Below are 18,602 nucleotides of genomic sequence, written 5' to 3' on the forward strand. Positions count from 1 at the left end.
AAATTATTTTTTAATGTTATTCTAACGATTATATGTTAGCTAATAATTCTTCAAGAGAGATTTTATAATGACCAACTGAAGGAGCTTCATTATGTAAAGCAATATTAACTGTAGTAGGAATGTCTCCAATGTCATGTTTAGCAAGATTATTCCAGTCAAATTCAAAAATTTCTTTGAAATAACGCGCGACTTCGGAATCTCTTACAAGAAGACTGGCATCTCTGTTAAAAAGAGCACCGCTGTTGGTAAGGTTATGACTTCCAAAAAGTACTGCTGCATTATTTTCATCTTCAGGATCAACAATTATAGCTTTGGTATGGCATTTGTTCTGTACTTTAATAGTATTAGTATCAAGTCCAATTTTTTTTAATTCTTCCAGTACCTTTTTATTACTATTATGGAATTCTTCAAGATTTCTAAAAATTATCTTTATAACCAATCCCTCATCTTGTTTTATTTTTAAAACATTAAAAAAGCGCTCAAAGGCTTCATTATTATCTTCGAGTAGAGTAAATGATTGATTTTCTATACTTATTGAAGATTTTGCATTTTGTATTATTGATGTTGCAAAAACCATAAACATTCTTCTTCCTCTATCATCGCGATCAGGAGTAAGTAATGGTTGAATGTTAAGTTTGCGATCTTTTATAATTAAGGGATTAAAATATTTTGGAACAAAATTATTGGACAAAGCATTTTCTTTGATTATTAAAAAAACAGGTTCAGCAATTGCTTTTTCTTCAAGAGGAACACGCTTTGCTTCTTCAAAATCAAAATTTATATAATCTTCAAATAGTGATGCAAGTTTTTTGTTTTCTATTATTGCATGCCATTCTCTATTGTGTTTGTTTAGAGGGGTTTTTGATTTTGAATTTTCATCTGCGGGATTAATATCTGCTTGATTTGAATCTTTCCAATTCCCACTGCTTAACCAAAATTCTTCACGGTCACGTGTGGCTACTTTTATATGATAAGCCTTTGGAATCAGTTTTGTTGTGCCAACCGATGCCCATTGGTGTTGAAACCGATTTTTAAGACGTTGTTTCATGTCCTCAACAGCTTCTTGGGTTCCTGTTTTTTGAGTGACCATTTTTAAATTGCCATCTACATTGGTAATAGCTTCTGCAATAGCGTTGCTGATATGATTAATATCCCACTCGTACATAGTGGCAGTCAAGTTCTTTTTAATACGTGCAATAAATTTTTTGAGGTTTGGAAATCCCGAATCGGGACTGACATGAAATATGGCAGTCATGTTTTCATTAATAGGTTCTAATTTAAGATTCTTTGGTTCTATATAGTTGCCAGAGCGTGGAACACTTTCTGCATTGATATTGACATTTAAATTTTGTAATTGGTCTAGAACATCTATTGAGCGAACATCTACTCCCACACCTAAGAATTCTGAAGGTATAACTGGAGTATTATTTTTCCTTAGCTCTAAAAGATCCTTTTTTTCAAGTACTTCAACAACAATTACCTCTTCATCTGTTATCCATCCTCGACGAAATCGGTAACCAAGTCTTATTGTATGTATATCAGGCCAGTCTTTGAGAGACTGTCTTGCAGCGTTCAATGCTTGTTCTGATACATTTGTTGAACCTATAGGTGTTAAGTTTTTTATATTTGATGATTGGATTGTACCTAGATTCATACCTCCAACTTCAATGGTTATTTTTAAAGGAATATTTAATTCCATTGAGAAAGTACCTGGTGTATCGTTTTGTGTTAGATTTTGTAATTTAACAAAATCTGGTTGGGCTACTGGAATAATTTCATTGCTAGGAATTTTCATTCCAGATAATTCACCAGCTTTTAATTTTTTTAATAGTTCACTTATTTTTGAAGCAGGTACTGCATAATTAGCTTTCATAAAGATGCCCGCAAAGTGCAAGCCAACTGCTTTACCAGTAGCCAAGTTTATTATTGCGGAACCTGAATTACCTCCAAGAGTTGAACAATCGTGCTGTAATTCAACATCACTTATTTTTATAATTTCGCCAGGAGCTAATCTTTTTTTATCAAAAATATTATTAAAAACTTGTAATTCTAATTCCAGATTAGGAAAGTCAGGGTCTCTAGCAGGGTAGCCTATAGTTACAACTACTTGTCCCTCTTCGACGCTTTCTTCTAATTCGATTGGCTTGGGTAGTATAGGTCCATTTAATGGAGTCTTGAGTCTAAGGAATGCTACATCAGGTTGATTATTATCATTTTCAGCCATCCACAATACAGAGTCAACTTCAAAATTAAGGCTGTTGCTTCTCTGGTCTTCTTCCAAAAAATCTAAATGTGCCGTTTGTCTTCCAGTTGGAAAACCTATTTTAAATCCGAACCCACCTCTAGTTTGGGTAAATATGGTAGCAACATGACGATTTGTAACTATGATGTCTTTATCGACCAACCAACCTGTTCCAACCCAATTATATGAGGGATTATTATTTATTTCAATCCTTCCAACTGCTGGTATTACCGTATTAAGAATAGCAGATTGTTCCATTATTCTTTTCATCCATGTTTTTACTTCATCGCCTATAAATTCGGGAACTATTTTATTGTCTCTAATGAGCAGTACAGGTCTGAAGTGGGCAACAATGGATTCGGGTCTTAATTCCATGTTTTCGTTCGATTCAATTGCAATAAGACTTTTTCTGCCTTCAAACATCTTAAAGCTTTCTTCTTTTGTAGTTCCTTTTTCCTCAAATTCTTGGAGTAATTCTTCATCACGGTTTTTAAGACGTTCAATGAATTTGTAACTGTCTATTGTATTATAAGGTGGATTTGTACTAGTTTTGATCATGACTTTAGGTGTTTAGTATTGTTTTAAATATTCAAAAGTTGGTCAGATAGGTATTTACAATTTGGAATCTTCATTAATTCTGTAGCGTGTTCTTTTAGTTTTATATAATGGGTATGCTTTTCAATAATATTCCAGATTTACTATTATGTTTAAATATTGTTTCAATCTATTTATGCAATTATATCAGAATGAAAACTTTGTGAGTGTTTATTTTAGATAAACAGTAATCTCAAAAAAAGGAAGTCATTTTCAGCACTATCCATTTTAATAAAATTTGACATAATTATCCAAAATTTATTAAGTTGGTTTAGTCTTTTGTTAATATTTCTATTAATGATTTCTGTTCAGGATAGCTTTCAATTAGCTCTTTCCTATCACCAATTGAATAATCGGTTGGACTAAATCCAGGAGCCATAGTTACTCCCATTAGAGCATAATTCCCTCCGGTTAACAATCGTGAACCCAACCAAGTACCACCAGGTATTGCTTTCATTGGTTTACCTCCAGCTAATACATCATTACTGAATATGCAAATTTCTGTTCTTATTGGATATTGTTCAGGATATAGTAATAACATTTCTACAGGATCACCACTATAAAAGTGATATACCATATCTCCAGTTACCTTATGTAATATTGAACATCCTGATTGGTCCAGAAAATAGTAAATTGCTCCTGAGAGAGGACGAAGATTATTGGTAGGAGGAAAACCAGGCAATATAGTGTTTGGAATTAGGATTTCGGATTGATATACAGATGCAAAAAAGCCTCCTTCTTCATTATTGGGTTCTAATTGCAATTTTATTTTTATTTCTTCTGGAGTCATCATTTCATTTGTTTAATTATTATTTCTAAAAAGTATTTGTTAATGGGTTAATGCCGAGAGGAGAGGTTCTATTACGTTAATAGAGTTTATTGGTAACTTTGTGACTTTTTAAATTGTTTTGTTATTCTATGAGTGATTTTAAGAAACTGATGTGATAGGTGGAAAAATACTCACCTCCTTTATCCTTAACAAATTTCACAAATTAGGTATTTTTATATCTTCCCATATTTTGTAGCCAATCTGTATTTAAGTGATTAAACCTTTGCTGTTTTTTTACAAATTTTAAAGCATAGGTATGAGCAATTTTAACCTAGCTTTTATATGCTGGATTAGTCTTGGTTTTGTATTTTATAAACTAAAAATACTTTAGATAAAAAATCATTTTTTAGAAATTGACATAAGAGAGAAATTCTATGTCATGAAAGGATGTGATGTAGTATGAAGTTTTTTTTTTTCGAAACAATAATAACTATTTGATTTTTAATATTTTGTAGTTAATTGTTTCAGATGAGAACTTTTACTGTTTTAATAATTCATTTTTTAAAACTGAATACTTAAATGTATCAATCCTATTTTAATTGATTTGTATTTTAGTTTTAAAAAACGATCAGCTAGATTATTACTTTAGATTCTTAATTATAAAAATTATAACCATTCTCCAGAAGTATCATAATCATCTGGTAAGTAGGTAAGATATTGAACCATCCTTGGGCTTTTTCCTTTGTTTGGAGTAGCACAATGAGGTAATTTATTGTTCCAGATTATAAAATCACCAGCATTACCAATTATAGGCTTGGGATGTAATGTTTTGAGAGCTATTTCTCTTGGGTTTTCGTTTGGCTCAAGGTTGTCTAGCCAGTGATTTATTTTGTTATGAAACTCTGGTACGCAATGAAAAGCTCCATCGTTAATGCCACAATCTGTGAGATAGAGTAGTCCTTGGAGTCCAAATGGAATGGGTTGATATAAACTAGTATCCCAGTGGAGAGAGCTTCCTAAAAAATTAAACTCTTCAGTTTCCGGAGGATTAAAACTTACTTTGTCAATGGTTTTGTATATTTTGGTTGTATTGTAAAGTTGTTCATATGCTTTTTTTATCCTTGGAGAAAATCTGTTTTTATTTAATGTTTCATGATCTGAAAAATTAAGCATTAATCCTTTTTGATTTTGATGTCTTTTATACCAAGTTTCTTTTTTGTCGGGATCCATTTTTAAAAAATCCCAAATAGCTTGTTGTGTTTCTTCACAATCTTTTTTTGAAATAGCATTTTTTATAATAATGTAACCGTTTTTATTCCAAAATTTGAGATCCTGATCAGAAAGAACTTTATGAGTTACATCTTCCAATTCATGATTTTCATTTTTCTGTCTATTAATGATCCATTTTTTAAAAGTTTCAAAATCAGGTTTTTCAAAGTATAAAAACTCTAGTGTATCTTCTATACTAATGCCCAGTTTATACAAAGTTTTAATTTCTGTATCCCAAGTTCGAGTATTACTTGCGGTAGGAACGCTAGATGGGTGTAATGCGTTTTTCCATAATTTTTCAAGAATAATCCAAGGCATTTTCTGGTAGTTTTAGTTTTTAGACTTTTTAAAAATTAGTTCTTTGACCTTAATCAATATTTAAATCTCAAAATAGTTTGAACTCTCTATATGTAGACAAAATTTCAGCTTACTATAAAGATATTCATTTAAAGTTACGTATTAAAAGTATGAATACCGGTTTTAATATTCAAGTAAAATTCAAGTTTTGTCACATTTAAAAAAAATGACTTTTATAAATCTAATCCTATTCATAAATTGGTAAGAGGTCGTAAAAAAAGCTCAATTTGTATAAATTGAGCTTTTTTTACGACCTCTATAATGCAAATTTTAGACCAATTTATACATGATTTAAAGAAATTTGATTATAAAAGACGAAGAATGAATTTTTATCCTAAAGGAATCTAGTGTTCTGTTCCAGCTGCTCCTTTATCAACAAGAAATAATAATTCTCCCGAAATAGGTTTAATTAACTGCATCGGATAAGTATTAGGATTATAATCTCCATGAAGTACTTCTTTAAGAGCATGTGCTTTTTTTTCACCGAATGCAACTACGACAATCTTCTCTGCTTTATTAATTACTGGAGAAGTCAAAGTAATTCGATGCATATTCTGAGATTCCAGACGATATGAAACTACCCATTTTGTCTGTTCTTTTAGGACAGCTTCTCCAGGGAAAAGTGATGCAGTATGTCCGTCGTCTCCCATTCCTAGTAAGATAAGATCAAATTTTCCGTCTTCCCCTAAAATGCTTTTAACAGTTTGTTCATATGTAATTGCGAAATCTTCGGGTGAAGTACTATCCGCATACATTGGGAAAATGTTATTTTTAGGAATAGGAACATGATTTAGAATAGTATCAAAAGACATTTTTGTATTACTGCGGTCATCATCAAGAGGAACCCAACGTTCATCTCCCCAAAAAACATAAACATTCTTCCAGTCTATTTTTGTTTTGTAATTTGATGATGCTAATAGTTTGTATATACCTGCAGGAGATGAACCTCCAGTAAGTACTACAGTAAATTTGCCATTTTCCTGTATTGCTTTATTGGCAGATTGTACAAAAATGTCTGCAGCTTTAGTATTAATATCTTCTATATTGTTAAATATCTGTATCATTTTTCAGTGTTTTCGGATGTATTAGAAACCCAAGCGTGTCCTTGACGAGCAAGTAATTCATCAGCCGCTTCAGGTCCCCAACTTCCTGCTTTATAATTAGGAAAATTTGTAGGAGCATTATTTTTCCATACTTCCAAGATTGTATCGATTGCATCCCAAGCTTCTTCTACTTGATCCCAACGCATAAAAAGGGTTGGGTCTCCTGCTAAAGCATCTGCTATTAAGGTTTCATAGGCTTCTGGAGACATCGTCGAGCATGAAAAGTAATTAAATACCATTTCTGCAGGGCTTAATGACATTGACAGTCCTGGTTTTTTTGCCATAAACTGAAGTTTTATATCCATTGAGGGCTGAATATTTATGATAAGCCTATTTGCAGTCATACCTTCATTTCCATAAGAAAAAGAGGAATGTGGAACTGGTTTAAACTGAATAATTATTGAAGACTGCTTTTCTGGCATTCTTTTTCCTGTACGCAGATAAAAAGGAACACCTTGCCATCTCCAATTATCCAAATAAATTTTCATTGCCACATACGTTTCTGTATTGGAGTCTGGTGCTATTTTTTTATCTTCCCGGTATCCTGGTACAGGATTTCCTTTTATGAAACCTGCATCATACTGCCCTCTAACGCTGTAATGATTAACTTTATCAGGTTTTATACGGCGAATAGATTTCAGTACATCTGCTTTGCGGTTTCGGATATCATCTGCTCCTAACGAAGCTGGAGTTTCCATAGCAGTCATGCATAAAATTTGAAGAAGATGGTTTTGAATCATATCTTTTAAAGCACCGACTCCTTCATAAAACTCACCACGATCTTCAACACCTACTTCTTCTGCTACAGTAATCTGAACAAAATCAATGAAATTACGGCTCCATAAAGGTTCAAACATTGAATTTCCAAAACGGAAAGCAAGGATATTCTGAACGGTTTCTTTACCAAGATAATGATCTATGCGGTAAATCTGCTCTTCTTTATAGGTTTGTGAGAGAATTTCATTTAGCTCTCTTGCTGTATTTTTATCGTAACCAAATGGCTTTTCAATAATGATACGATCCTGTTTAACATTCGGCATAAGGTCTATCTTATGTATGTTTTCGGTGATAGTAGTTATTAATGAAGGTGAAATAGAAAGGTAAAACAGACGATTGGCGCGTACACCAAAAGTTTGATCGATAGCTTTTAATTTTGAATCTAAATCATAATACGATTCTTCTTTGTCAATATCATGCCTCAGATAAGTTATATGTGATAGAAATTTTTGAGTCTTTTTATCAGAAAGCACTTTTTTTCTTGAAAATAGATTTAAATTTTCAATGACATAATTACGAAACTCTTCATCATTTTTTTCTGCCCTTCCAAGTGCGATAATCTGAAATTTTTCTGGCATACGACCATCTAGAAACAAATTTTGAAATGCTGGAAAAAGCTTTCTTTTTGCTAGGTCACCGGTTGATCCAAAAATAACAATGATAGTTGGATCTATATTTTTGACATTCCTCATTTTGTTGCGCTTAAAGTTTTTTAATCAATCCATTGGGTATGAAAGATACCTGCTGCATCTATACGTTCATACGTATGCGCACCAAAAAAATCACGTTGTGCCTGAATTAGGTTTGTTGGAAGATTTGCAGATCTGTAAGCATCAAAATAGGCTAAAGAATTCATTAATCCTGCAGTAGGTATTCCTTGTTGAACTGCAAATTGAATAACTTCTCTAATTCCATTTTGGCTTTCATTGAGTTTAGATGCAATATCTGAATCTAAAAGAATATTTGCTAAATCAGGATCTTGAGCGAATGCTTTTCGGAAATCTTCAAGAACATCTGCACGGATAATACAACCTCCACGCCAAATTTTACAAACGGTTTCTAAATTTAGTCCGTAATTGTATTCTTTAGAAGCAGTTTTAAGCTGCGCCAATCCTTGCGCATACGTTGTTAGTATAGAGAAGTATAAAGCAGATTTAAGAGAGGCAATTACTTCTGGAATGTTTATATCTATTGGTTTACTGTTCCAAACTAATTTAGTTGCTGCAACGATTCTTTCAGGCTTGCTTTTAGACATGTCGCGCATTACAACTGCAGCATCGATGGTCGGAACTGGTACCTGTAGGTCCATAGCATTTTGAGAAGTCCATTTTCCTGTTCCCTTAGATTTTGCCCAATCGGATATTTGATTTATCAGCCTGAGACCATTTTCGTCTCTCTTTTTTAGGATAAGTCCCGTTATTTCGATTAGGTATGATTTAAGATCGGTTTGGTTCCATTCTTCGAATATTTGCTCAATTGTATCTTCATCCAAATTATAGCCTCTTTTCATCAGGTCATAAATTTCAGAAATAAGTTGCATAATTCCATACTCGATTCCATTATGTACCATTTTTACATAATTTCCAGCAGATCCATTTCCTAAATATTCCACACATGGTTCATTATTTACTTTTGCAGCTATAGCTTCAAAAATAGGGCGAAGTCTTTCGTAGGCCTTTTTATCACCACCAGGCATCATGCTAGGACCAAATCTTGCCCCTTGTTCTCCCCCTGAAATTCCCATACCAAAAAAATGAATTCCTTTGGCAGATAATTCTAGGAACCTTCGGTCTGTATCGGTAAAGTAAGTGTTACCACCATCAATTATGATATCTCCTTCATCTAAATGGGGTAGAAGACTTTGAATAGCACTGTCTACTGGTTTTCCAGCAGGAACCAATAACATAATAGCTCTGGGACGTTGTATAAGTTCAGCAAAATGTAGAACGTCTGTAGTTGCTTCGATTATATGGTTTGGATCTGCTTCTTTTTGGAGTGAGCTAACTTTTTCGGCATCCAAATCTAAACCAACTGCGGCGAATTTTTGACTGGCAATGTTTAAAAGTAGGTTGCGCCCCATTACACCAAGTCCAACAATTCCAAAATCAAATGTGTTCATAAATTTTAAAATTTACTAAATTATTATTATGCTACTGTAGATCGAATTTTAAGAGAATGTACTGTACAAATTTTTTTGATACTTCGTAAAATGTGTTTATTTTGAAGTAAGTTTTGCTTTACAGCGTTTATTTTCGCTACTTATCTTGTGCTAAGTTAGAAAAAAGCTAGGAATATTAGATAATAAACTTCATTGAGGAAATTTTGCGAATAAACGGGATATGAAAATATAAAGTAATAATTAAACTCAATAGTTTGTTTTTGTTGCATTTAATGTGAGACGTCGCTTTTATATTAAAAAAATATAAATTAAATAATTATTACTTTTACTCGATTCAATATGACTTAACGGGACATTAATTGAATAAAAAAAGCTCATTTAATGAATTGATTTTTTTTGTAATGCCTACGATACAGATCTCAAACTATTTTATTTGAGATTTGAAGAAATTGGAATACATTTAAAAAGTTTTGTGAAGATTAAATATTAAATCTGTACCCGTTAAATAATGACTTTTTGTATCTGTGTCTAGTAGTAAAGCTTGATTATTTTTGTATTCAAAATAAGTGTATCATTATGAAAACAAAAATCGAAAAAGCGGAATTGTTTGAGTTTAAACCTATAACGATATTTGATCTAAATGTAATTTTAAATATTTATCAAAATAACATAAAAAGTGATACTAATCTACTATTAACAGAAGCATTCGGACTTCCGCTTCAACTAGTTAGTTTTGCAGATAAAGTAATTGGATATTCTTCAGCTGTTATTAATACTTCAGGTATAATTAAAATAAACTCATTTTTTATAAATGAACCTGACGAAGAGAAAATTAAATATCAATTAGAAGAAAATGCTAAAAAGCTACTCTTTCGTTCGTTTCTTAATAATAAAGAATTTGATTTAGCTTATACAGCCAAATTTAAAAGACAAGTTGAGATATTAGTAAACTGGATAAACCAAACCGAAAAATTAAACTAATAGAAGAAAATCAAGTATTACTTCTAAATTCATCATTAATAAAAATGAAAAAAAATATTGTTATAACTCCAAAGCATATTCTTTTAGCACTTTTAACAATTGTTATTTGGGGTATTAATTTCATTGCAATTCATGAAGGTCTGAAAGTTATTCCACCTTTTCTTTTTTGTGCTATTCGTTTTGGATTTGCGGCACTTCCTTGGGTATTTTTTCTTCCAAAGCCTAAAGCACCATTAAAGTACATCATTGGTTATGGTGTTTTTACTTTTGCTTTCCAGTTTGGGTTTCTTTTTTGCGGGCTCCATCTTGGTTTAACGCCCGGATTATCCTCACTAGTTCTTCAAGTTTCGGTGTTCTTTTCAATGGGATTAGCAGTGTTATTCTTCAATGACAGACCGAGTCTTTGGAAAATAGGAGGTTCATTAATTTCATTTATCGGAATTGGAATTGTCGCTAGTCATGTTGATGCAGGTAGTACATTTTTAGGACTTATAATGACTTTATTAGCAGCTTTTTCTTGGTCTGTGGGAAATATGTTTACCAAAAAAGTAGATGCTCAATCGCCACTTTCATTGGTGGTATGGGGAAATCTAGTAGCATTTCCTCTGATGGCAATTTTCTCTTATTTCATGGATGGTCCAACATTAATTTTGGCTTCAGTGCAAAATATTTCTTTACCTACAGTTTTAGCAGTTATTTATGTGGTTTATTTCTCTACACATATTGGTTATGGAATTTGGGGATTTCTAATGAAAACGTACTCAACAGCAGTTGTAGTACCGTTTACTTTATTGATACCAGTAGTTGCATTTTTGAGTGCAGGTCTTTTTTTAGGTGAAGACTTATCTTTATGGAAATTAGTAGCTTCTTTGTTTGTAATGAGTGGTTTGATTTTTAATCTTCTTGAAAAACAGATTCAGAATCTAATATGGATAATATTTAAAAAAGATAAATATAACATTATTGATAAAGGAAAATAATAGTTTAGAAAGAAGTGGAAGCTAGATAAAAAACACTGTTAGATACAGTTGTGTTTTTTGTAAATTTACAGGACACAGAAAAAGTTTTTAAAAAATGGAAAAAGAAGTTTTATATCTTAAAGTAGCAAGAATAATAGAAGAACAAATTTTTTCTGAAACATTAAGAATCGGAGACAAGCTTCCATCGTTACGATCCATTCAAAAGCTACATAATATTAGTCTTAATACTGCAAAACAAGCATTTTTGGAGTTAGAGAGTAAGTCACTGATAGATTCTCGGCCAAGATCAGGTTATTATGTAAGTAAAACAAGTCAAAGGAAATTTGCTCTTCCATCGATTAGTCAACCAGATATTTTAGGTAAAGAAAAAAATCCTGATGGATTAATCAATAAAATATATGATACATTAAATTACAAAGATATTAGGCAGTTTTCCTTGGGGATTCCTGACAATAGTTTGTTGCCAATTGCAAAATTAAATAAAAGTGTAATTAAAATTGCCCGCAATCTTGAAGGTAGCGGTATGACAATTGAACCCGCGCAAGGAAATATAAATCTTAGAAGAAATATTGCTAAATGGGCATTGTTATTTGAAGGAAAATTATCTGAGGATGATGTTGTTATTACTCCAGGTACTATGAGTGCTATATTTAATTGTTTGATGGCAGTGACGATGAGAGGTGATACAATAGGTGTAGAAAGCCCAGTATATTTTGGAATTTTACAATTAGCAAAATCAATGGGGTTGAATGTAATTGAACTCCCTACGCATCCAGTATTAGGAGTAGATATTGAAGCTTTAAAAAAAGTAATTCATAAGATTAATGCCGTTTGTTTTGTTAGTAATTTCAATAATCCGATGGGAAGTTTGATGCCAGATGATAATAAAAGGATGTTGGTAGAAATGTTGACTTACTATAATGTCCCCATGATAGAAGATGATCTATTTGGAAATCTTTATTTTGGAGAATCGAGACCTAAAGCCTGTAAAGTATTTGATGAAGCTGGAATTGTTATGTGGTGTGGCGGAGTTTCTAAAGTTTTAGCCCCTGGGTATCGAGTAGGGTGGGTTGCGCCAGGAAAGTTTAAGAATAAAATCATATCACAAAAATTATTACAGACGGTTTCAATGCCCACATTGTATCAGGAAGTTATAGCAGATTTTATGGAATTTGGTGGGTATGATCATCATTTGAGAAAGTTCAGACAGACTTTGCATACAAACTGCCTTAAATATCAGCGAACTATTGAAGAACATTTTCCTCCAAACACTAAAATATCTCAGCCACAAGGAGGTTTTTTTTTATGGTTGGAGTTGGATAAAAGACTCGATACAAATGAATTATTTGACCTTGCAATAAAGCAAAAATTAAGCTTTGCACCAGGGAGGATGTTTACACAACACAATCAGTTTAATAACTGTATGCGATTAAATTTTGCATTGCATTGGGATGATAATCTCGAGCACGACTTAAGACGACTAGGAGAATTTTTTAAAAAAGTGTTGTGTTGATTTGAAAAGAAATAAAAAAAAGCTCAATTCGAAAGAATTGAGCTTTTAGTTTCGTTACCTCTACTTGACAAATTTCTATAAAATTTATGGAAGATTTGAAGAGATTGGCTTACTATATCTAGAGCCTGTCTTTCATTGGCTTTATGAATTTAGTTTGGATGTCCTGTTTGGGATTGATAGGGTATTATAAAATAAGTAATTAGGGTTGGATAATTAGCTTAGACGAAGAACCAGCCTGCTTAAAGAATGCAGAGTACAATAAGTCCCAGAGGATAGGGAGGCAGAGGGTAACCATTATGTATGTTATGCACCCAACGGTTTACAATTAATTTTTTATATTTGGTCATTAAATTAATAAAATGAGCAAAAAAACTAAACCGTATGCCTTAATAACTGGCGCCAGCAAAGGCATTGGGAAATCTATTGCTTATGAATTGGCTAAACAAGGTTATCCACTATTGCTTGTTGCAAGAAGTGAAGAAGAATTAAAAGCACTATCTGATGATATTCAAGGTAAATACGGCGTCAATGCTCCTTTTTTATCGATTGATCTTTCGACAAATGGTGCGTCGCTAAAAGTAACGGATTGGATTAAAACGAATAATTATCCAGTTGGCTTTTTAGTTAATAATGCTGGTTACGGGGTGTGGGGCGATTTTAGTCAGTCTGCTCTAACCGATCAGCTTGGCATGATGCAACTTAATATGAATGTAATTGTAGAACTTTCCCATTTATTAGTTCCAGTACTTTCAAAAGAAAAACAAGCTTATATTTTAAATATATCGAGTACTGCGGCCTACCAAGCTGTACCTACGCTAGCAGTTTATTCAGCGACAAAGGCTTTTGTTTTATCGTTTACTCGCGCCTTGCGTTTCGAACTTAACAAAACTTCAATTTCAGTAACCTGTTTTAGTCCAGGGCCAGTTGATACTGGTTTTGCTGCGAGAGCTGGTGTAAACCCTCTTAACAAAATGGCTGAAAAGTTCAATATGCAACCTGATGAAGTTGCAAAAATTGCAGTAAAAGCCATGTTCAACAAAAAATCAGAAGTTATTCCAGGTTTTACAAATCTCATTTCGGTTTATGCTAACCGTATACTACCAAAGGGATTTATCGAGAAAACGGCAGCTGGGATTTATAAAATTTAATTTTTTCAAAAAAAAATAAAAAATATTTCTTTGCGAAAGAGAAATTATATTACATTTGTATTAAAATCTACTAATTCGATAGAATATGTATAATAAAATAAATATGTTTAATTTTTCTGAAAACAGAATACACGCAAATATGTGCGTGTGTTGTTGCTGTTGCTAATCTCAGATAAAATTACAAACACATTTATTTCATTTATTATATCTATATATCATGGTATCTTCTTATAAAACATTTACCCTTACGGGACAATTAACTGATGAGCAAATTGAATTTTTTAACCAATTTGGCTTTATCCATTTCAAAAAATTTATAAATCCAGAAACTGTTTCATCCATCATTGATGCTTCGAAACAAGTGGAGCAAAACTGGATTGGTAATAACCTTCAAAAAGTAAATGGCGTTCCTATTAAATTTGGAAAAGATCTAGACGGATCTCCAATTGTACAACGTTTTGCTTTTATCAATCAACATCATCAAACTTTAAGCGGTCTTTTACTTGATCCAAGATTCAATAGTTTATTACCATTGGCAGGAGAAGGCGCAAGATTGGGTACGGAGGAAAAAGACGGAATGGTTTTCAATCATTATATCAATGGACCAGAAAGTAAGTTTACTAAAATGGGCTGGCATACAGATGGTTTGAGAGATATTTTTTATGGTGCAAAATTAAACCCGATGCTAAATGTGGGTATTCACTTAAGTACTTTACAGCCTGAAAACGGTGGACTTAAAATCATTCCGGGTACGCACAAGCAAAGTATTTATCAGATGCTTTTCCGTAAAAAATACTTTTTAGATAATAAAGCCGATCCTGATGAAATTTCCATCAATCCAGAAGCTGGAGATTTGACTATTCACGATGGTCGTTTGTGGCACAGAGTTGCCGAATCATCTATCCGTGGCGAAGACAGTAGGAGGAGAGTTATTTATATTCCAATTATTGCGGGAAAATATGCTCCTAAGGACGAGAATAGTCCAACGGTTTTCTATCAACGTTTTGCAGGAATTGTTAAATAACGATGCTGTTTGTTCTTGCATTTAGTTATCTGATTAGATCAGGTAAGCTAAAAAGTACCACTGATTTTTTTAAAAATAAGCAAAGAAAAATAAAACTAAAAATGATAAGAATAGAATTATCTATACTATCAAGTTTGCAAATATTGGGGTACTAATGGAAAAAGAAACACAGCTTGCGGATTATAGCGCAATTGTACAAAGAACATTTTCAGACCGTAAACGAACTAATATATTAAAAAGTGCAGAACAGTTAACGATTGTATTTTTGCTTCCAAAGGTGCCTAAATTCATTTCGCCAAACTTACTCACTTTAATTGGTACACTTGGTTCGGGATTAGTTTTTTTAGCTTTTGTTTTAGGCACTTATTTAACAAATTGGTATTTGATTTTGGGTATTATCGGTTTGGTTATAAATTGGTTAGGCGATTCTTTAGATGGAAGATTAGCTTATTATAGAAATATTCCACGCCGTTGGTATGGTTTTGCACTCGATATTATTTCCGATTGGATTGGTATTGTACTTATAGGCTTTGGCTACTACATTTATGCTAAAAATGGCACACAAATAGTAGCCTTTGCTTTTGTCGCATTGTATGGTTGGTCTATTATCATCAGTCAGTTACGCTTCAAAATTACAAATGAATACAGTATAGATTCTGGCTTTGTAGGCCCAACAGAACTTCGATTTATTATTGCTTTCATTTTAATTTTAGAAGTTTTATTTCCTGGATCAATTACCTATTTGGCGGGTTTAATTACTATTGTTTTATTAATAATCAATGTGATAGATAGTTTTAAACTTTTGAAGTTGGGCGATTTAAGAGATAAAAATCAAGAATGATATGTTCGATAAAATATCCATTTTTACTTTTCTAAAAGCACAAGTTGCGGCATTTTCAGGAGGTATTACCGATTATGGTTTAATGATTTTATTGACAGAAGTCTTTCAATTGCATTTTACCTTTTCTATTCTAATCTCTGGTACTGTTGGTGCCATTATCAATTTTAGCATCAATAAATTTTGGGTATTTAAAAATCAATCGGGTTGTAGTAACCGCATCAATAGTCAGCTTTTTAAATTTGCGTTGGTGGTGTTGGGGAGTATTTCCTTAAAATCATTCGGTACGCTTATTTTGCAAAAATCATTTCAAATCGATTACAGAATCGGAAGATTAATCACGGATAGTTTTGTTTCGTATGGCTTTAATTATCCATTGATTAAATATTGGGTTTTTAGAGTAAGCGAAAAACACAATGTAATCGAATCAAATTAGTATAAAAGTATTTCGTTATGAATAAATTACCATTTAAATATTTTACAAATTCACTAATCGTTATAATGATCTTAGTGAATATAATTTCTGGAAATCTATTGGCACAATCCAAAAATCCATCACCATTAAATTTTCCAACGCCTAAAAATGTAGATAATATGCTATTTTACATACAGCGTGACCCCAATATAAACACGGCTATTTATGCCATAAACTATCAAGAAAATGGAAAAATAGACAAAAGCAATCCTATAAAAGCGTATTGGATTCGATATGCTGAGAAAGGAGAAAAAAAAGATTTTAGTTATGTACAACGCAAATTTGCCTACGGAATAGAAAGTAAAACTTTAAATAATGAGGAGTTTGAGTTTCAATTTGTATCGTATAAAAAGTTACCCTTAACTTTGAAAAAGATAGATTCAGATCAAAAATATCATGTTTTTGTAAATGTAAATCAGAAAAAAATACAGGTAGAAAAAATATTTGTGCGCATTGAAGGAGGTTCTTTTTGGTTCCCAAATGTAAAGTATGCCGAAGTTACCGGAATTGATGCTTACTCAAATAAAACAATTACTGAAAGGATGTTATTATAATAATATACCTTATATACTAGGATATACCAAAGGTTGTCCATCACAATTTAATATTTTTACAATGGGCAGAAAAAAATCAACTGGTTTGTATTTATAAAAACTTTTGCTCAAAATATTTTTTATAAATTATTTGCTTTCGAACAGCAATTGAAAACAGTTTAAGAGAATATAAAACTTAATTTCGGCTGTATTCTTGGTGTTCGAATCCTGTTAAGTTATCGATCTTTAAATTAAAATTTCTCTTATTTTTATTGAACATGTCTATTTTACAGGTTATTTTCTTGTTTTCGATGTCTTTTTAAAAAAGAAACGAAAATAAAAAAACTTAATTTGTAGATTAATATGGTTTTGAAAAAAAAGCTCAATTCGTATGAATTGAGCTTTTTTGTGACCTCTACGGGACAAATTTCTATAAATTTTTATGGAAGATTTGAAGATATTGGCATACCATATATAGTCTCTGTCTTTCTTTGGTTTTATAAATTTGGTTTAGATGTCCTGTTGGGGTTGATCTAAAAATCTATTTGATTTTTTAAGCTAACTTAAACTGAATTCGCTTTAACTTTCTGTGGCACTTTTGGAGGCAACACCAATTTTGAAGTACTCTAGACAACTCCAATTTAATCATATCTAAGTTCTCTAAAGAATAATTATCTGTTTTTTTCATTACTATATTCTTAAAAAGATTAATTATCTTAAAAAATATATTTAAAAAGAATAATTATCTAATTTTAAGTATAAATAAAAATAATTCATCTTTTATTTTCAAATTTGTAAGGTAAAAAAACTAAATATTGCCATCAAATGAAAGCGAATATACAAGAAGATTTAAGAATAGATGAAAAGAAAGATATTGAAAACATCCAGAATACCAGCAAGAATGATTTTGTGTTCGCTCTAAAGAGCACCTGTTTAGATGAAAACTATCACCCCTCAAGTAAAACACGTCTTACTACCAATTTTGCAAATTTGGCTAGAGGAGAAAATCGCCAACAAAACTTGCGTAATGCCTTAAATATGATTAATAATCGATTCAATGCATTGGCTCATTTGGATAATCCAAAAGGTGATCGTTACCTAGTAGAACTTGAAATCATGACAGTAACGATGACTATTGATGATAAGAATGGGGTTAACGATCTGCCGATGATTGAAGTTTTAAAAACGAATATTTTTGACCGTAAGACGAATCAGTATATCGATGGAGTTGCCGGAAATAATTATTCTTCTTACGTACGAGATTATGATTTCAGTGTTTTATTGATCGAGTACAATAAAAACAAATCTAGTTTTTGTGTTCCTGAAAATTATGGTGATTTACACGGAAAGCTTTATAAGAGCTTTGTAAGTTCAGCTACTTATAAAGAACACTTTAAGATGTCACCGATCATTTGCCTAAGTGTATCGAGCAACAAAACGTATACTCGCACCAAGTACCAACATCCGGTTCTGGGTTTTGAGTATCAGCAGGATCAGTATTCTCTTACTGATGAATATTTCTCTAAAATGGGCTTAAAAGTTCGTTTTTTTATGCCTCCGAACAGCGTGGCGCCAATGGCTTTTTATCATTCAGGAGATCTACTTACTGATTATACTGATCTTGGACTAATAAGCTCAATCAGCACGATGGAGACTTTCCAGAAGATTTACCGTCCTGAAATTTACAATGCTAATTCAATAGCTGGGAAAATCTATCAACCTAGTCTTAAACACGAAGATTATTCGCTGACTCGCGTGGATTATGACCGCGAAGAGCGCAGCCGACTGGCTGTTGAACAGGGTAAATATGCTAAAGAGCATTTTATCAAGCCTTACAAGGATATTCTTGAGCAGTGGTCTGCTAATTTTGGACTTTAATT

At 32.2% G+C, this 18,602-nt stretch carries 15 protein-coding genes; 9 read left to right on the top strand and 6 right to left on the bottom strand.

Annotation, left to right across the window (positions count from 1 at the left end; genetic code table 11):
* Positions 1–28: 28 nt before the first annotated feature.
* The 6 genes from CLU82_RS17055 to gndA form a co-directional block, all read right to left on the bottom strand.
* Complete coding sequence (locus CLU82_RS17055) at positions 29–2,800, bottom strand: phospholipase D-like domain-containing protein (RefSeq protein ID WP_100844225.1); 2,772 nt, start codon at positions 2,798–2,800, stop codon at positions 29–31.
* A 307-nt stretch (positions 2,801–3,107) separates the two neighbouring features.
* Positions 3,108–3,629: a cupin domain-containing protein gene (locus CLU82_RS17060; RefSeq protein WP_100844226.1), complete on the bottom strand. Its 522-nt coding sequence runs from the start codon at positions 3,627–3,629 to the stop codon at positions 3,108–3,110.
* 642 nt (positions 3,630–4,271) lie between these two features.
* Positions 4,272–5,192 carry a phytanoyl-CoA dioxygenase family protein gene (locus CLU82_RS17065; RefSeq protein WP_100844227.1) on the bottom strand — a complete coding sequence of 307 codons (921 nt, stop codon included), beginning with the start codon at positions 5,190–5,192 and terminating at the stop codon, positions 4,272–4,274.
* A gap of 383 nt (positions 5,193–5,575) precedes the next feature.
* Complete coding sequence (gene pgl / locus CLU82_RS17070) at positions 5,576–6,295, bottom strand: 6-phosphogluconolactonase (protein WP_100844228.1); 720 nt, start codon at positions 6,293–6,295, stop codon at positions 5,576–5,578.
* The gene (zwf, locus tag CLU82_RS17075; protein ID WP_100844229.1) at positions 6,292–7,803 is read right to left on the bottom strand and encodes a glucose-6-phosphate dehydrogenase; all 1,512 of its coding nucleotides are present in this window, start codon (positions 7,801–7,803) and stop codon (positions 6,292–6,294) included. The genes pgl and zwf overlap by 4 nt, the downstream gene beginning before the upstream one ends.
* A 20-nt stretch (positions 7,804–7,823) precedes the next feature.
* The gene (gene gndA, locus CLU82_RS17080) at positions 7,824–9,230 is read right to left on the bottom strand and encodes an NADP-dependent phosphogluconate dehydrogenase (protein ID WP_100844230.1); all 1,407 of its coding nucleotides are present in this window, start codon (positions 9,228–9,230) and stop codon (positions 7,824–7,826) included.
* A gap of 576 nt (positions 9,231–9,806) precedes the next feature.
* On the opposite strand from gndA, the gene CLU82_RS17085 reads away from it, so the two are divergent.
* The 9 genes from CLU82_RS17085 to CLU82_RS17125 all read left to right on the top strand — a co-directional run bounded on the left by CLU82_RS17085 (position 9,807) and on the right by CLU82_RS17125 (position 18,600).
* On the top strand, positions 9,807–10,211 hold the full coding sequence (locus tag CLU82_RS17085; protein ID WP_100844231.1) for a hypothetical protein: 405 nt from the start codon (positions 9,807–9,809) through the stop codon (positions 10,209–10,211).
* Positions 10,212–10,255: 44 nt separating this feature from the next.
* Positions 10,256–11,191, top strand: coding sequence for an EamA family transporter (locus CLU82_RS17090; protein ID WP_100844232.1), 936 nt, complete (start codon positions 10,256–10,258; stop codon positions 11,189–11,191).
* Between the two features lie 94 nt (positions 11,192–11,285).
* Positions 11,286–12,704: a PLP-dependent aminotransferase family protein gene (locus CLU82_RS17095; protein ID WP_100844233.1), complete on the top strand. Its 1,419-nt coding sequence runs from the start codon at positions 11,286–11,288 to the stop codon at positions 12,702–12,704.
* Between the two features lie 359 nt (positions 12,705–13,063).
* The gene (locus CLU82_RS17100) at positions 13,064–13,852 is read left to right on the top strand and encodes an SDR family oxidoreductase (protein WP_100844234.1); all 789 of its coding nucleotides are present in this window, start codon (positions 13,064–13,066) and stop codon (positions 13,850–13,852) included.
* Positions 13,853–14,069: 217 nt separating this feature from the next.
* Complete coding sequence (locus tag CLU82_RS17105; RefSeq protein ID WP_100844235.1) at positions 14,070–14,876, top strand: phytanoyl-CoA dioxygenase family protein; 807 nt, start codon at positions 14,070–14,072, stop codon at positions 14,874–14,876.
* A 154-nt stretch (positions 14,877–15,030) separates the two neighbouring features.
* A complete protein-coding gene (locus CLU82_RS17110; protein WP_100844236.1) occupies positions 15,031–15,717 on the top strand; it encodes a CDP-alcohol phosphatidyltransferase family protein in 687 nt (228 codons plus the stop codon).
* A 1-nt stretch (position 15,718) separates the two neighbouring features.
* Entirely contained in the window at positions 15,719–16,150 is a 432-nt protein-coding gene (locus CLU82_RS17115; RefSeq protein ID WP_100844237.1) for a GtrA family protein, read from the top strand.
* Between the two features lie 17 nt (positions 16,151–16,167).
* Positions 16,168–16,743 carry a DUF4833 domain-containing protein gene (locus CLU82_RS17120; protein ID WP_100844238.1) on the top strand — a complete coding sequence of 192 codons (576 nt, stop codon included), beginning with the start codon at positions 16,168–16,170 and terminating at the stop codon, positions 16,741–16,743.
* Positions 16,744–17,547: 804 nt separating this feature from the next.
* Positions 17,548–18,600: a DUF1852 domain-containing protein gene (locus CLU82_RS17125; protein WP_100844239.1), complete on the top strand. Its 1,053-nt coding sequence runs from the start codon at positions 17,548–17,550 to the stop codon at positions 18,598–18,600.
* The last annotated feature ends 2 nt before the right edge of the window (positions 18,601–18,602 follow it).

It is taken from the genome of Flavobacterium sp. 5 (genome assembly GCF_002813295.1).
GTDB lineage: Bacteria > Bacteroidota > Bacteroidia > Flavobacteriales > Flavobacteriaceae > Flavobacterium.

Excerpts from the sequence above, each read along its gene's own strand:
- CLU82_RS17125 (WP_100844239.1), top strand. The coding sequence starts at position 17,548 with ATGAAAGCGAATATACAAGAAGATTTAAGAATAGATGAAAAGAAAGAT.
- zwf (WP_100844229.1), bottom strand. The coding sequence starts at position 7,803 with ATGAGGAATGTCAAAAATATAGATCCAACTATCATTGTTATTTTTGGA.
- CLU82_RS17110 (WP_100844236.1), top strand. The coding sequence starts at position 15,031 with ATGGAAAAAGAAACACAGCTTGCGGATTATAGCGCAATTGTACAAAGA.
- CLU82_RS17120 (WP_100844238.1), top strand. The coding sequence starts at position 16,168 with ATGAATAAATTACCATTTAAATATTTTACAAATTCACTAATCGTTATA.
- CLU82_RS17085 (WP_100844231.1), top strand. The coding sequence starts at position 9,807 with ATGAAAACAAAAATCGAAAAAGCGGAATTGTTTGAGTTTAAACCTATA.
- CLU82_RS17055 (WP_100844225.1), bottom strand. The coding sequence starts at position 2,800 with ATGATCAAAACTAGTACAAATCCACCTTATAATACAATAGACAGTTAC.
- CLU82_RS17105 (WP_100844235.1), top strand. The coding sequence starts at position 14,070 with ATGGTATCTTCTTATAAAACATTTACCCTTACGGGACAATTAACTGAT.
- CLU82_RS17095 (WP_100844233.1), top strand. The coding sequence starts at position 11,286 with ATGGAAAAAGAAGTTTTATATCTTAAAGTAGCAAGAATAATAGAAGAA.
- CLU82_RS17115 (WP_100844237.1), top strand. The coding sequence starts at position 15,719 with ATGTTCGATAAAATATCCATTTTTACTTTTCTAAAAGCACAAGTTGCG.
- CLU82_RS17090 (WP_100844232.1), top strand. The coding sequence starts at position 10,256 with ATGAAAAAAAATATTGTTATAACTCCAAAGCATATTCTTTTAGCACTT.
- gndA (WP_100844230.1), bottom strand. The coding sequence starts at position 9,230 with ATGAACACATTTGATTTTGGAATTGTTGGACTTGGTGTAATGGGGCGC.
- CLU82_RS17100 (WP_100844234.1), top strand. The coding sequence starts at position 13,064 with ATGAGCAAAAAAACTAAACCGTATGCCTTAATAACTGGCGCCAGCAAA.
- CLU82_RS17060 (WP_100844226.1), bottom strand. The coding sequence starts at position 3,629 with ATGATGACTCCAGAAGAAATAAAAATAAAATTGCAATTAGAACCCAAT.
- CLU82_RS17065 (WP_100844227.1), bottom strand. The coding sequence starts at position 5,192 with ATGCCTTGGATTATTCTTGAAAAATTATGGAAAAACGCATTACACCCA.
- pgl (WP_100844228.1), bottom strand. The coding sequence starts at position 6,295 with ATGATACAGATATTTAACAATATAGAAGATATTAATACTAAAGCTGCA.